The organism is Pinisolibacter sp. (genome assembly GCF_036782435.1).
Classification (GTDB): Bacteria; Pseudomonadota; Alphaproteobacteria; order Rhizobiales; family Ancalomicrobiaceae; genus CALBKH01.
Genome location: NZ_DAIPZB010000030.1, coordinates 1 through 13,908, shown reverse-complemented (window position 1 = coordinate 13,908; position 13,908 = coordinate 1). Strand labels below are relative to the sequence as shown.

Below are 13,908 nucleotides of genomic sequence, written 5' to 3'. Positions count from 1 at the left end.
CGCCGTCGGGCGCTCCGGTTTCCCGGAGCGCCCGACGAAAATTCTCGTATCGACCGTCGCCCGATCTCAGTCCTTGACCACCGAGATGTCCGGCGCATCCACCGCCTTCATGCCGACGACGTGGTAGCCGGCGTCGACGTGGTGGATCTCGCCGGAGACGCCGCGGCCGAGGTCGGAAAGGAGGTAGAGCGCCGAAGCGCCGACCTCCTCGATCGACACGGTGCGCTTCAAGGGCGCGTTGTACTCGTTCCACTTCAGAATGTAGCGGAAGTCGCCGATGCCGGAGGCGGCGAGCGTCTTGATCGGGCCCGCGGAGATGGCGTTGACGCGGATACCCTTGCCGCCGAGGTCGACGGCGAGATAGCGCACCGACGCCTCGAGGGCCGCCTTGGCGACGCCCATGACGTTGTAGTGCGGCATGACCTTCTCGGCACCGTAGTAGGTGAGCGTGATCATCGAACCGCCGTCGGTCATCAGCTTCTCGGCGCGCTGGGCGACCGCCGTGAAGGAGTAGACCGAGATGTTCATGGTCTTGTCGAAGTTCTCCGCCGTGGTGTCGACGTAGCGGCCGGTGAGCTGGTCCTTGTCGGAGAAGGCGATGGCGTGGACAAGGAAGTCGATCTTGCCCCACACCCGCTCGACTTCGGCGAAGACCGCGTCGATGGAGGCCGCGTCGGTGACGTCGCAGTGGCCGGCGACGATGCCGCCGAGTTCGGCGGCGAGCGGCTCGACGCGCTTCTTCAGCGCATCGCCCTGATAGGTCAGCGCAACTTCCGCCCCCGCCTCGCGCACCGCCTTGGCGATGCCCCAGGCGATCGAGCGATTGTTGGCGACGCCCATCACGAGGCCACGCTTGCCGGCCATCAGGCCCTTGGTGTCGGCCATGGAAACTGCCCTTTTGTCTTCGTTCGAGTTCGGCGGGTTCTATGGCACGGACGCGGGCGCCCCCGCAAGCGGGCCGGGCCGGCGGAAACGGCGAGAAAACGCGCTTTCCTCCGAACGACGGGGTCGCACGCCCGCCGAACCATGGCCACGATCGGCCGGCAGGGTCTTTCGAGATCCGAATCGGAAGGAGAGAGGATGACGTCGCGCCCCACCATCTCCCGACGCGCCGCGGTGTTCGCCGCCGCGTCGCTCGTCTGGCTCGCCGCCGCCGGCGACGGCATCGCCGCCAACGTCAAGGCGGGGATCAGTTCGCCGCTGCGCGCCGGTCAGCAACCCGGCTGCCGCTGGGTGCAGGGGGCGGCGAAGACCATCCGCGTCTGCGATTCCCACGGCGTGTGCCGCACCCGCACCGTGCCGGCGCAACGCATCTGGGCCTGCGGAACGGTGCGGGACTGATCCCTCGCCGCGCGACGCGCCGACCGCGGCATCGCTTCAGAAGAGGTCCATCTGACCGCCGTCCGCCTTCTTCGGCGGCGCCGGCGGTTTCGGTGGCGGTTTCGGCCGGCTGCTCGCGCGACGCTCGGCCGCGGTCGGCAGCGGTGTCGCGGTGAAGAGATCGGCCGGGGCCGGGACGAGCAGCTTCGCCGCCGCTTTCGCATCGACATGGGCGGTGTCGAGCCAATCGGCGAAATGTTCCGGCGGGATCACCGCCGGCATGCGGTCGTGGATCGGCGCCACCACCTCGTTGGCCGGTACGGTGAGAATGGCGGCGGTGTCGACCTCCGAGCCGTCGGCGCCGGCCCAGGTCTCGGTCAGCCCGGCGAAGGCGACGAGGCCGCCGTCGGCGCGGGAAATGAAATACGGCCGCTTCGGTCCCGCCCCTTCGGCGCGCCACTCGTAGAAGCCGTCGGCGGGGACGAGGCAGCGACCGTGGCGCATGGCGCCGCGGAACGACGGCTTCTCGGCGGCGGTCTCGGCGCGGGCGTTGATCAGCAGCGAGAATTCGCGCGGGTCCTCGACCCAGCCGGGCACGAAGCCCCAGCGCACCAGCTCGAAGCGCCGCTCGCCCTGGCGGACGACGACGACGCCGATCGGTTCGGTCGGCCGGATGTCGTCGCGTCCCGGAAAGTTCGGCTGGTCGAGGAAGGCGAAGAGGCGGCGGACTTCGTCCGGCGTGGCGGTGAGGGCGAAACGACCGCACATCGGGACCCCTCTCCTTCTCTCCGTCGCCGGCGGAAAACCACCGTAAGCAAATCGTAACCGCCGCCATACTACGCTCGGTCGATCGAGTGTGAAATCAGGTGGATGGGTGATGGGTCGGGCGGAACAGGATGCGGCACTGGCGGACCGTCTGCGGCCCGACGTGCTCGCCGCCGCCAACATCAACCCGGTCACCCGGCTGGCGACGGACTACCTCAACCACTTCAACAACGTGGTGATGCTGCTCGAGCTCGTGCCGGACATGCCGGACATGGCCGATGAGGTCCTCGGTTGGGCTCCGGCGAGCTACGAAGATTATTTCCGCGCGTCGCATTTCCGCGAACGCGACCTCGCCGTCGCCGCCTATCACGCCGCCGATCCGGCGATCCGCCACGAGTTCGACGCGGCGATCACCCATCTCGACTGCGCCATGGCCGAAGCGCTGCAACTGGTCGAAGCCGACGATCCGTCCGATCCGGAGGTCGCCTTCCGCATCCGCGACATCCTCGACGGCCGGCTGAAGCCGGGGATCGCCGCGGCGAGCGGCATCGTCAACGGCGCGCCGGTGCTGCATTCGCCGATCCACGACCCGGGCGAATCGGAAGCCCAGGCGGCGGTCGACGAACTCTTTCCCTGATCCGCCATGGCCGGCCCGACCGACGAGACACCCGAGCGCGTCCTTCTCGGCGTGAGCGTCTGCATCTTCCGCGCCGACGAGGTGTTGCTGATCGAGCGGGGCAAGGCGCCGGGCATCGGCCGCTGGGCGCCGGTCGGCGGTGGCATCGAGGCGGGGGAGAGCGCCGAAGAAGCGGCATTGCGCGAGGTCGCCGAGGAGGTGGCGGTCGCCATCCGCCTGATCGGGCGGGTCGGAACCCGGGAGATCCGCCCCGAGCCGCCGCCGGCCGACGGGCCACGGCGGATCGTGCTCGAGGTCTTCGCCGCCGACTGGGTGGCGGGCGAGCCGGCGGCGGGCTCCGATGCGGCGGCGGCGCGCTTCGTGTCGCTCGATCGGCTCGCGGAGGTGCCGCTGATGGCGGGGGTGGAGCCGTGGATTCGCGCGGCGCGGCGTCTCTTCGATGGTGTCGAGCGGTGAAGATCTGCTATCGCTCTCCTCCAGGCGGCGACGAATCCGGCCGCGGGTGGCGGACCCGATGAGGCAGAGACCGACGGACCACGGACGAACGGCACGACGCGGGCGATCCTTCGCCGCGCGCTTCGCCGTCATGGTCGTGGCGGCGATGGTCGCGGCGATGCCGGTCGCCGCCCGGGCTCAGGAAATAGCGCCTTACGACGACAAGCTGATGCGGCTCGCGGAGATCCTCGGGGCGCTGCATCACCTGCGTCCGCTGTGCGGGGCCACCGACGAGGCGCAGACTTGGCGCGACCAGATGACGGCGCTGGTGGAGGCCGAACAGCCCTCCCCCGAGCGCGCCCGGCGGCTCGTCGAGAGCTTCAACCATTCCTATCGCGGCCTCGCCGCGACCCACCACACCTGCACCGACACGGCGCGCACGCTGATCGAGCGCTACACCGCGGAAGGGGCGGCGCTGGCGCAGGAGGTGGTGGTGCGCTGGGGCCGGTCGTGACGCCGGCGAAGTCGTGGCGTTTTCGCCCGCCGCGTTAACCATCGAACAACGTTCTTTAACGTCTGTTAACATTGTCGCCACCGCGGAGGGGTGTTCGCGGTCCGATCGTGCTATCGATGATCGACGGGACGGCGGGGCCGAAGGGCGACCCCGCACAGGACGCCGAGACCGGAATGCTCGACGAAACGCACCTCCAAGACCTCGATTGGTCGGTCGCCGAGAAGAAGCGCGCCGCTTTCGAGATGATCACCGACGCCATGGCCGACGCCGAGGCGGAGGGGATCGAGCGCGACATCGTCGCCCAGGCCGCCCTCTTCGCCGTCTTCACCGATCTGGTCTCGACCTGGGGCGAGACGGCCGTCGCCGAACTCGCCGAGAAGCTGCCGCAGCGTCTGCTCACCGGCGAATTCACCATCGATCGCCGGATGCAGTGACGCCCCGTCCGGGTCCTCAGCGAATGAGGAGCCGGCCCACCATGGCCACGCCGAAGAGCACGAGGAGACCGCCGGCCAGGCGGTTGACGCGGAAGAGCGTGTCGTCGGTCATGCGGTCGCGCAGCATCGCCACGACGGCGGAGACGAAGAACCACCAGCCCGACGCCCCCGCCGCGACGCCGAGAACGAAGAAGCCGGCGCCGAGCCAATCGCCCGGTCGCGGCGCGAGGTCGCCGAGCGAGCCGAAGAGGGCGAGGAAGCCGAGCACCGTCGCCGGATTGGTGATGGTCATACCGAAGGTGGCGATGGTGGTGGAGAGGAGCGAGGCGGGCTCGGGGGCGTTCTCGTCGAGATGGGGGTGGGCGTTGGCGATCCTCAGGCCGAAGATCACCAGGAAGAGGCCGCCGATCGCCTGGAGCCAATCGGAATGGCCCTCCACGAAACCGGAGACGGCGGTGACGCCGTAGGCGGCGATGGCGGCGAAGAAGGTGTCGGCGGTGGCGGCGCCGAGGCCGGCGGCGAGCCCCGAGAAGAAGCCGCCGCGGAAGGCGCGCTGGACGCACAGGATGTTGACCGGCCCGACGGGCGCGGAGAAGACGATGCCGACGCCGATGCCGGTGATCAGGAGCCAGACGTCGATCACTTCCCCTCCCTGGATCCGGATCCTCGGCCGGTGCGCGGAAGCCACAGCCGAGGAAAGAGCGGCGACGTGGCCCTTCCATCCGAGCGGTAGGGCGATAACATGCCGGCCGTGCCCGCGGCGGGCGCACGGAGCCTCGCGATGGCCATTCTCGCACCCTCGCTCGACTGTCTTCCCGCACCTGTGGCCACCTCGATGGTTACGCGCCCGGCCCGGTCGCTGGCAAGGGGCGCGGTGGTCGCGCTCGCCCTCGCCGTGACCTTCTCGCCGCTCGCCGCCGCGCCGTCGGACCCGCCGAAGAAGGTCGGCACCGAACGCATCGTCGTCGATCCGAAGCCGTCGGTCGGCCCCGGCGCGCCCGCCGCGCCGGCGCAGGCCGGCCCGACGTCGCCGGCCGCCGACGGGGCGATCGCGGAGATGCACAAGGGCGAAGAGGGCCTGCCGCCGGCGGTGGCAAAGATGCGTCGCCGCCTGCTCGACGCCGCCTATTCCGGCGATCTGCAGAAGATCAAGATCGTCATGCAGTCGAACGAGATGCCGCCGGTCCTGTCGATCCACGAGATCGGCGACCCGGTCGAGTTCCTCAAGTCGCAGTCGGGCGACGGCCAGGGTTTCGAGCTGCTCGCCATCCTGACCGACGTGCTCGAATCGGGCTGGACGCGGATCAAGCCGGGAACGCCGCAGGAGATGTACGTGTGGCCGGCCTTCGTCGCCATGGCCCCGGACAAGCTGACGCCGGACCAGTTGGTCGAGGTCTACAAGATCGTCACCTCCTCCGACTTCGAGGAGATGAAGGTCATCGGCAAATACACCTTCTACACCGTCGGCATCGGCCCGGACGGCACCTGGCACTGGTTCAAGCTGGCCGACTGAGCGCAGCGACACCACCGCCGTGCCGGTGCGCCGATCCCGCGAGCGGAGGGACGGCCCCCACCCGAGACGGTGCGCCGCAGCGGCGCGTTTGCGCATCCCGAGTCACGGGTCGTCACATGGACGTGAAGCCGGCCGGCGACCGGTAACGCACGACCGCACCGCTGCGAAGAGGAGATGCGCCGGCTTCGGCGCCGTTCCCGCTTCGCAGAGGATGTCCGTCATGCCCACCCGTCGTCTCGTTCTGGCCGCCTGCGCCACCGCCTCGCTCTTCGCCGCCCTGCCGGCCGCCGCCGGCGGCGACGTCGTTCCCTACAACGCCGCCGCCTTCGATGCGGCACACGGCGCCGGGGCCTCGATCCTGGTCGAGGTCCACGCGCCGTGGTGCCCGACCTGCCGGGCGCAGGCGCCCATCCTCGAGGACCTGCGCAAGGCTCCGCAATTCGGCGAGCTGAAGGTGTTCCGGGTCGATTTCGACAGCCAGAAGGACGCGCTGAAGCGCTTCGGCGTGCGGACGCAGAGCACGCTGATCACCTTCAAGGGCGGTAAGGAAACCGGCCGGTCGGTCGGTGACACCAACCGCGACTCGATCGCCGCCCTGCTGGCGAAGGCGATCTGACGCAGCGCCGCCGCGGTGCCCGCGGAGCCCGGAGAAAGGCCGCGCCTCACGGGGCGACGGCCGGCGACCGGGCCCGACGCGCGCCGCGGCGGGCGCCGAGACGAGGTGATCTCCGATGGACCTGGCCAATTCCGGCCTCGCCTTCCTGGCGGGCCTCCTGTCGATCCTGTCGCCCTGCGTGCTGCCGCTGGTGCCGATCGTGCTCGGCGCCGCGGCGAGCGAGCATCGCGCCGGCCCCTTCGTCCTCGCCCTCGGGGTGGCGACGTCCTTCGTCACCATCGGCCTGTTCGTCGCCACGATCGGCTTCTCGATCGGGCTCGACGGCGACGTCTTCCGCAAGGTCGCGGCGGTGGCGGCGATCGCCGTCGGCCTGGTGCTGGCGATCCCGGCGCTCCAGGTCCGGTTGGCGGCGGCCGGCGGGCCGATCTCCGATTGGGCCAATCGACGGCTCATGCGGACGTCGACGAGCGGTCTCGCCGCGCAGTTCGGCGTCGGAACGCTGCTCGGCACGGTGTGGAGCCCCTGTGTCGGTCCGACGCTCGGCGCGGCCTCGGTGCTCGCGGCGCAGGGATCCTCGCTCACGAGCGTCGCGATCATCATGGCGGTCTTCGGCATCGGCGCGGCGCTGCCGCTGGTCGGGCTCGGCCTCGTGTCGCGTAGCGTCATGATGGCGTGGCGGGACCGACTGATCAGCGGCGGCAAGGGCGCCAAGATCGCCCTCGGCGTTCTTCTCGTCGGTCTCGGGGTGTCGGTCGTCGGCGGCTACGACAAGCAGCTCGAAGCCCATCTGGTGGCCCTGTCGCCCGAATGGCTGACGGCGCTGACAACCCGTTTCTGAACATCGCCCTCGCTCCTCGGGGCGGAGGAGGCGGAGGCGGGCGCGTCCCCGCCCTTGCCGAGCCGCCCTCCCCTCCCCATGTCCGCCACGGCCCGCCGAAGCGGCAATCCGCCCACACTCGGGGCGTGACAGCCGGCCTGCGGCGGACCACGATCGGGCGAGACGAAAGAGGGAGCGCGGAGCTATGGCGGGTGGTGTGGTGGTTCGGGCCGATCGCGGCGTGATCGAGGTCGGCGGGCCGGAGGCGGCGCAGCTCCTGCACGGGCTCGTGACCGCGACGGTGAAATCGCTCGGCCCGGGCGACGCGAGTTTCGGGGCGCTGCTCACCCCGCAGGGCAAGATCCTCTTCGACTTCTTCCTCACCAAGACCGAGGCCGGCTACCTGATCGAGACCGAGCGGGCGAAGGTCGCCGATCTCCTCAAGCGGCTGACCTTCTATCGCCTGCGCGCCGCCGTCACCCTCGCCGACCGCTCCGCCGACTTCACCGTCGCCTACGCCTTCGGTGACGCCGCGGCGCCGGCGGGCGGGCTCGCCTTCGCCGACCCGCGCCTGCCCGGGTTCGCGACCCATGTGCTCGCCCCGGCCGGGACCTCGATCGCCGCCACCGCCTCGATGCACGACTGGCACGCCCACCGCATCGCCCTCGGCGTGCCGGAGAGCGGCCTCGATTTCCCGCTCGGCGACACCTTCCCGCACGACGCCGACATGGACGACCTCTCGGGCGTCGACTTCAAGAAGGGCTGTTTCATCGGCCAAGAGGTGGTGTCGCGGATGAAGCATCGCGGCACGGCGAGGAAGCGTATCGTCATCGCCAAGGCGCTCGAGGCGCGGCCGGCGTGGCCCGACGCCGGCACCGACATCACCTGCGGCGACAAGACCCTCGGCACGCTGGGATCCTCCGCCGACGGCCTCGCCCTGGCGCTGGTCCGCCTCGACCGGGCGAAAGAGGCGATCGACATGGGCGACGCCATCGAGGCCGGCGGGGTCACTCTGGCGCTGGAGCTGCCGGAGTTCGCACGATTCGACTGGCCGGAGACGGCGGCGGGGTGATCCGACGACGCCGATCCGAGCGCAGGAGCCGCGTTCGCACCCGGAATTTCACCTAACTCCGAATACGGATCGCGTTTCGACGGAGGCGTCCCCCCGAAGCATGCGGCGCGTGCCCGAACGGCGGGTCGGCGCAAGTCACGCCGCGCGCCCCTATCGACCTCCGGCCAGCGCCGATCCCGCCGACGCCGACGACACCGACGGCGGTCGGCGTTCAGCGCAGGTCGATCGATCGGAACATCAGGAAAAACTGAAATTCGATAATGCAGGAAAACATCTGATATTCCTTATATATCCGACGGACCGAATGTTTCTACATCGCGTCTGAATAGTATTCACATCGTCGTTCGCGTTCGATTTGTGACAATTCCAATCATATACGCAACATATATGTTTTGAACTCCATCTCTTCCAAGGGAATGCCGTGACACCCGAATAAAATTTTTGCGCTGTGTCATGGCGATCCGAGACCCTCGGGAATGAACTCCCGATCGTGGAAGGAGTGTATCCCATGAGCACTTCACGCGATCGCAGAAGATCTTGGATTTCTGGACTGCTTCTAACTCTCTCACTGATCGCGACGGGAACGTCGTATGCCGCCGGACCGGGCAAGGAGGCCGGTCCGGCGCGACAGGTCTCGACGGCCGACCACACGAAATTCAAGGAACTGCAAGGCCCATTCGCCAGTGGGCCGGAGGTCACCAAGGCCTGCCTGAGCTGCCACACGGAAGCGTCGAAGCAGGTTCACAAGAGCCTCCACTGGACCTGGGACTACACCAATCCGACGACCGGCCAGAAGCTCGGCAAGAAGAACGTCATCAACAACTTCTGCGGATCGCTGGCGACCAACGAACCGCGGTGCACGTCCTGTCACATCGGCTTCGGCTGGAAGGACGACAAGTTCGACTTCGCGTCGGAGACCAACGTCGACTGTCTCGTCTGCCACGACACGACGAAGACCTATCGAAAGTTCCCGACCGACGCCGGCCATCCCGCCTACACGCCGAAGGAATTCCCCAAGGGTAAGCCCTGGCCGGCGGTGGATCTGGTCAAGGTGGCGCAAGGGGTCGGGCAGACGAGCCGCGACACCTGCGGCGCCTGCCACTTCCTCGGCGGCGGCGGCGACGCGGTGAAGCACGGCGACCTCGACACCTCGCTCGAGGCACCGACCCGTGACCTCGACGTCCACATGGGCAAGGACGGCGCGAACTTCTCGTGCGCGACCTGCCACACCACCCGGGCGCACATCACCGCCGGTTCGCGGTTCGCCACCAAGGCGATCGACACCGACGGCATCGACGTTCCCGGGCGCGGCGACGGCAATCGCGCCACCTGCGAATCCTGCCACGGCGTGACGCCGCACAAGGGCGGCGCGCAGGCCGCGAAGATGAATCGCCACACCGATCGGGTCGCCTGCTCGACCTGCCACGTGCCCGAATTCGCTCGTGCCAAGCCGACCAAGACCCTGTGGGACTGGTCGACCGCCGGCAAGCTGAAGGACGGCAAGCCCTTCGTCGTCGCCGATGCACACGGCGAGGCGACCTACGACACGATGAAGGGCAATTTCGAGTGGGCCTCGAACGTCGTGCCGACCTATCGCTGGTTCAACGGCGACATCGCCTACACGCTGGCCGACCAGAAGACCGACGACACCAAGGTGGTGCCGATCAACACCCTCGGCGGCTCGGCCGACGATCCGAAGTCCCGCATCTGGCCGTTCAAGGCGATGCGCGGCAAGCAGCCCTACGACACCGAGAACAAGACTCTCCTGATGAACCACGTGTTCGGCAAGGACGACTCGGCCTTCTGGGGCAACTTCGACTGGGGTAAGGCGCTGGCCTTCGCCGCGAAGGCGACCAACGCGGTCTATTCCGGCAAGTTCGCCTTCGTCGAGAGCGTCTACTACTGGCCGATCACCCACATGGTGGCGCCCAAGGAGAAGGCGCTGGCCTGCGTGCAGTGTCACGCCAAGGACGGCCGACTGAAGGATCTTCCGGGCGGCTACATCCCCGGTCGCGATCGCTTCGGCTGGCTCGAGCTCCTCGGCTGGGCGCTCGCGGCGGCCACCCTCGCCGGCGTCCTGCTGCATCTCGCCATCCGTCTCGTCTCCTCGAACCGTGCGAGGCAGTCATGAGCACCGCTGTCGTCTTCTCCCGCTTCGAACGGTTCTGGCACTGGACCCAGGCGGTGTTGGTGTCGGGGCTCGGCGTCACCGGCTTCACGGTGCACGGCTCCATCTCCTTCCTCGACTGGGGGATGGCGGCCAACACCCACACGCTCCTCGCCTGGGCGCTGATGATCCTGTGGGCCTTCGCCATCTTCTGGCACCTGATCACCGGCGAGTGGCGCCAATACGCACCGACCACCGAGGGGCTGGGGGCGGTGGCGCGCTACTACCTCATCGGCATCTTCCAGCCGGCGGTGCACCACCCCTATCGCAAGCGGCGCGTCGCCAAGCACAATCCGCTGCAACGGCTCGCCTATCTCTTCCTCGATCTGGTGATCGCGCCGGCGATCTGGCTCTCCGGCCTCGTCTACATGTATCGCGACGAGATCGGCGGCCTCCTCGGGGCGACGCCGTCGCTGGCGACGGTCGCCTTCGTCCACGTGGCGGCGGCCTTCCTGATGCTGACCTTCGTCATCGCCCACGTCTACATGGCCTTCACCGGCAAGCCGTGGTGGGACTACCCGGCCTCGATGATCACCGGCCGGGCCGAGGTCGTCGACTGAGATCGCCTGCGTGACACGACAGCGCCGGCCGCGGGGAGGCTCGCGGCCGGCGGTTCTTTTCGGGCAGCGTCGAACGAAGGTGGAAGCGTGACGGGCGCCGATGGGTCCCCGGGGCGAGCCCGAGGATGACGATGTGGGGACGCTGGTGTGTGCCCTCGCCGGCTCGGTCGGCGGAATACGGCTTCGCCTATTCCGCCCTACGAGGCGGGCATGCACACTCGGGCGCCGATGATTCCCGCGCGAGACAGGCCCCTTGGAAACCGACCTCTACCTTCCGGTGAAACGCCATCTCGAGGCCCTCGGCTTCGAGGTGAAGGGCGAGGTGCGGGGCTGCGATCTGGTGGCGCTCTCCGGCTCGGAGCCGGAAATCGTCGTGATCGGCGAGTTGAAGCGGACCTTCACGCTCGAACTGGTGTTGCAGGCGGTCGAGCGCACCGCGGCCTCTGACGAGATCTGGCTCGCCGTCGCCGCATCGCGACGCGGGCGCGGGCGGGAGAGCGACGCGCGGGTGAAGAAGCTCTGCCGCTTCCTCGGCTTCGGCCTGTTGACCGTGCTGCCGGCCGGCGGCGTCGAGGTGGTGGTCGAGCCGGCGCCCTGGAAGCCGCGCCGCGACGTCAAGCGCCGGTCGCGCCTCGTCGAGGAACATCGCCGCCGCACCGGCGATCCCAACCTCGGCGGATCGACGCGAACGCCGCAGATGACGGCCTACCGTCAGCAGGCGCTGGCGATCGCTCGCGTCCTCGCCGCGGCGCCCGGGCGGCCGCGCGACCTGCGCGCTCGGGCGCCCGACGCGGCCAAGATCCTGCAGGCGAACGTCTACGGCTGGTTCGAGCGGCTGGAGCGCGGCGTGTACGGGCTGACCGCCGCCGGGCACGCCGCGCTCACCACCTGGGCCGGCCAGCTGCCGCCGCCGGAGGACGGCTGAGCGCCGCGGCGGCGCCCTTTCCCCTTGCCGCTTCCCCTTTCCCCCTTGCCCCCTCCCCTCTCGCATGCGACAGACGCGCCGTACCTCGCGCCCCGAAAGTCCGTGAACTCGGCCGGGGCGCGCCGTCTTTTCCCTACCCGTAGCTCGGCCGCCTCATGATCCGTCTCGACGCCATTTCCAAGCAGAACAGCCACCAGCTTCTCTTCGTCGAGGCTTCGGCGGCGGTACTCCGGGGTGAGAAGGTCGGGCTCGTCGGGCCGAACGGGGCGGGCAAGTCGACGCTGTTTCGGATGATCACCGGGCGCGAGATCCCCGACGAGGGGCAGGTGCTGATCGATCGCGGCATCACCATCGGCTATTTCGATCAGGACGTCGGCGAGATGTCGGGCCATTCCGCCGTCGCCGAGGTGATGAACGGCGCCGGTCCGGTCTCGGAGATCGCCGCCGAGCTGCATGCGCTCGAACACGCCATGGCCGATCCCGATCGCGTCGACGACATGGACGCGATCATCGAGGCCTATGGCGAGGTGCAGCATCGCTTCGAGGAACTCGACGGCTATGCGCTGGAGGGGCGCGCCCGCGAGGTGCTGGCCGGGCTCGCGTTCTCACAAGACATGATGGACGGCGACGTCGGCAAGCTCTCGGGCGGCTGGAAGATGCGCGTGGCGCTCGCCCGCATCCTGCTCATGCGGCCCGACGCCATGCTGCTCGACGAGCCGTCGAACCATCTCGACCTCGAGAGTCTGATCTGGCTCGAGAATTTCCTGCGCGGCTACGAGGGCGCGCTGCTGATGACCTCGCACGATCGGGCCTTCATGAACCGGATCGTCGACCGCATCATCGAGATCGACGCGGGCCAACTCACCTCCTATTCCGGCGACTACGAGTTCTACGAGGCGCAGCGCGCGCTCGCCGAGAAGCAGGCGCAGGCGCGCTTCGAGCGCCAGCAGGCGATGCTCGCCAAGGAACTCGCCTTCATCGAGCGCTTCAAGGCGCGCGCCTCCCATGCGGCGCAGGTGCAGAGCCGGGTGAAGAAGCTCGACAAGATCGACCGGGTCGAGCCGCCGCGCCGCCGCCAGACGGTGCAGTTCGACTTCCCGCCGGCGCCGCGCTGCGGCGAGGACGTGGCGACGCTGAAACACGTCGACAAGCGCTACGGCTCACGCGTGATCTACGAGCACCTCGACTTCCAGGTTCGCCGGCGCGAGCGCTGGTGCGTCATGGGGGTGAACGGGGCGGGCAAGTCGACGCTTCTGAAGCTGATCGCCGGCGCCGCCGAGCCCGATGCCGGCGACGTGAAGATCGGCACCAGCGTCAAGATGGGCTATTTCGCCCAGCACGCCATGGACCTGCTCGACGGCGAGGCGACGATCTTCCAGTGGCTGGAGGCGAAGTTCCCGCAGGCCGGGCAAGGCTCGCTCCGGGCGCTGTGCGGCGCCTTCGGGTTTTCCGGCGACGACGTCGAGAAGCGCTGCCGGGTGCTGTCGGGCGGCGAGAAGGCGCGGCTCGTCATGGCGGCGATGCTGTTCGACCCGCCGAACTTCCTCGTCCTCGACGAGCCGACCAACCACCTCGACCTCGCCACCAAGGAGATGCTGATCACCGCGCTCGGCGATTACGAAGGCGCCATGCTCTTCGTCAGCCACGACCGGCATTTCCTCGCCGAACTCTCCAACCGCGTGCTGGAGCTGACCCCGGAGGGGGTGCACATGTACGGCGGCGGGTATCGGGAGTACGTGGAGAGGACGGGGCACGAGGCGCCGGGGGTGGGGTGAGGGGTAAGGGCGGGATGAGAATTCGAGCCTCTGCTTTCGGTCCCAGTTCCACTCATTCAACAATGATGCGGCCTTAGCATTATCCCCCCCTGGAATCAGGGGGACTGTTTTGAGATTAAAAAATCGTCTAATCTTGAGGCGTAGCGATTCCGCCACTCATTCAATTACAAACGGGAAATTTCGCGATGCTTAAAAATGAGATCGATGATGCCAAGAGAACGGTATCGACAGAGACCGTTCAAATGACCATTGGAGAGCTCATGAATATGTACTCTAATTCAGAACTAAATATTCAACCGGAGTTGACCTTGCCCCCGGTTTGTCCCCGTTCATAACCAGAATCCGTTCCTGCTCTGGT

At 68.3% G+C, this 13,908-nt stretch carries 17 protein-coding genes; 14 read left to right on the top strand and 3 right to left on the bottom strand.

The window, feature by feature from the left end; all coding sequences use genetic code 11:
* Positions 1-66 precede the first annotated feature (66 nt).
* Entirely contained in the window at positions 67-885 is an 819-nt protein-coding gene (gene fabI / locus V7Q42_RS13885; protein ID WP_333824688.1) for an enoyl-ACP reductase FabI, read from the bottom strand.
* Between the two features lie 195 nt (positions 886-1,080).
* On the opposite strand from fabI, the gene V7Q42_RS13880 reads away from it, so the two are divergent.
* Positions 1,081-1,341, top strand: a complete 261-nt coding sequence (locus V7Q42_RS13880; protein WP_333824687.1) for a hypothetical protein — start codon at positions 1,081-1,083, stop codon at positions 1,339-1,341.
* A gap of 36 nt (positions 1,342-1,377) precedes the next feature.
* On the opposite strand, the gene V7Q42_RS13875 is transcribed toward V7Q42_RS13880, so the two are convergent.
* Positions 1,378-2,088 (bottom strand): SOS response-associated peptidase, encoded by a 711-nt coding sequence (locus V7Q42_RS13875; RefSeq protein WP_333824686.1) that lies wholly within the window; start codon positions 2,086-2,088, stop codon positions 1,378-1,380.
* Between the two features lie 109 nt (positions 2,089-2,197).
* Here V7Q42_RS13875 and V7Q42_RS13870 point away from each other — a divergent pair, with 109 nt between their 5' ends.
* The 4 genes from V7Q42_RS13870 to V7Q42_RS13855 all read left to right on the top strand — a co-directional run bounded on the left by V7Q42_RS13870 (position 2,198) and on the right by V7Q42_RS13855 (position 4,105).
* Complete coding sequence (locus V7Q42_RS13870; RefSeq protein WP_333824685.1) at positions 2,198-2,722, top strand: hypothetical protein; 525 nt, start codon at positions 2,198-2,200, stop codon at positions 2,720-2,722.
* A gap of 6 nt (positions 2,723-2,728) precedes the next feature.
* Positions 2,729-3,178: an NUDIX domain-containing protein gene (locus V7Q42_RS13865; RefSeq protein ID WP_333824684.1), complete on the top strand. Its 450-nt coding sequence runs from the start codon at positions 2,729-2,731 to the stop codon at positions 3,176-3,178.
* Positions 3,179-3,236: 58 nt separating this feature from the next.
* Positions 3,237-3,671, top strand: a complete 435-nt coding sequence (locus V7Q42_RS13860) for a TIGR02301 family protein (RefSeq protein WP_333824683.1) — start codon at positions 3,237-3,239, stop codon at positions 3,669-3,671.
* A 173-nt stretch (positions 3,672-3,844) separates the two neighbouring features.
* Complete coding sequence (locus tag V7Q42_RS13855) at positions 3,845-4,105, top strand: hypothetical protein (RefSeq protein ID WP_333824682.1); 261 nt, start codon at positions 3,845-3,847, stop codon at positions 4,103-4,105.
* 16 nt (positions 4,106-4,121) lie between these two features.
* On the opposite strand, the gene V7Q42_RS13850 is transcribed toward V7Q42_RS13855, so the two are convergent.
* On the bottom strand, positions 4,122-4,748 hold the full coding sequence (locus V7Q42_RS13850; RefSeq protein WP_333824681.1) for a LysE family translocator: 627 nt from the start codon (positions 4,746-4,748) through the stop codon (positions 4,122-4,124).
* Between the two features lie 138 nt (positions 4,749-4,886).
* Between V7Q42_RS13850 and V7Q42_RS13845 the strand changes: the two genes are divergently transcribed.
* The 9 genes from V7Q42_RS13845 (at position 4,887) to V7Q42_RS13805 (ending at position 13,550) form a co-directional block, all read left to right on the top strand.
* Complete coding sequence (locus V7Q42_RS13845; protein ID WP_333824680.1) at positions 4,887-5,618, top strand: hypothetical protein; 732 nt, start codon at positions 4,887-4,889, stop codon at positions 5,616-5,618.
* A gap of 220 nt (positions 5,619-5,838) precedes the next feature.
* Positions 5,839-6,234, top strand: a complete 396-nt coding sequence (locus V7Q42_RS13840; RefSeq protein WP_333824679.1) for a thioredoxin family protein — start codon at positions 5,839-5,841, stop codon at positions 6,232-6,234.
* Between the two features lie 115 nt (positions 6,235-6,349).
* Positions 6,350-7,072, top strand: coding sequence for a cytochrome c biogenesis CcdA family protein (locus V7Q42_RS13835; protein WP_333824678.1), 723 nt, complete (start codon positions 6,350-6,352; stop codon positions 7,070-7,072).
* Positions 7,073-7,256: 184 nt separating this feature from the next.
* The gene (ygfZ, locus tag V7Q42_RS13830) at positions 7,257-8,123 is read left to right on the top strand and encodes a CAF17-like 4Fe-4S cluster assembly/insertion protein YgfZ (protein WP_333824677.1); all 867 of its coding nucleotides are present in this window, start codon (positions 7,257-7,259) and stop codon (positions 8,121-8,123) included.
* Positions 8,124-8,223: 100 nt separating this feature from the next.
* A complete protein-coding gene (locus V7Q42_RS13825; RefSeq protein WP_333824676.1) occupies positions 8,224-8,448 on the top strand; it encodes a hypothetical protein in 225 nt (74 codons plus the stop codon).
* 183 nt (positions 8,449-8,631) lie between these two features.
* On the top strand, positions 8,632-10,254 hold the full coding sequence (locus tag V7Q42_RS13820) for a tetrathionate reductase family octaheme c-type cytochrome (protein ID WP_333824675.1): 1,623 nt from the start codon (positions 8,632-8,634) through the stop codon (positions 10,252-10,254).
* The gene (locus V7Q42_RS13815; RefSeq protein WP_333824674.1) at positions 10,251-10,850 is read left to right on the top strand and encodes a cytochrome b/b6 domain-containing protein; all 600 of its coding nucleotides are present in this window, start codon (positions 10,251-10,253) and stop codon (positions 10,848-10,850) included. Before V7Q42_RS13820 ends, V7Q42_RS13815 begins: the two co-directional genes overlap by 4 nt.
* A 253-nt stretch (positions 10,851-11,103) precedes the next feature.
* Positions 11,104-11,775: a DUF2161 domain-containing phosphodiesterase gene (locus tag V7Q42_RS13810; protein ID WP_333824673.1), complete on the top strand. Its 672-nt coding sequence runs from the start codon at positions 11,104-11,106 to the stop codon at positions 11,773-11,775.
* A gap of 155 nt (positions 11,776-11,930) precedes the next feature.
* The gene (locus V7Q42_RS13805) at positions 11,931-13,550 is read left to right on the top strand and encodes an ABC-F family ATP-binding cassette domain-containing protein (protein WP_333824672.1); all 1,620 of its coding nucleotides are present in this window, start codon (positions 11,931-11,933) and stop codon (positions 13,548-13,550) included.
* Positions 13,551-13,908 lie beyond the last annotated feature (358 nt).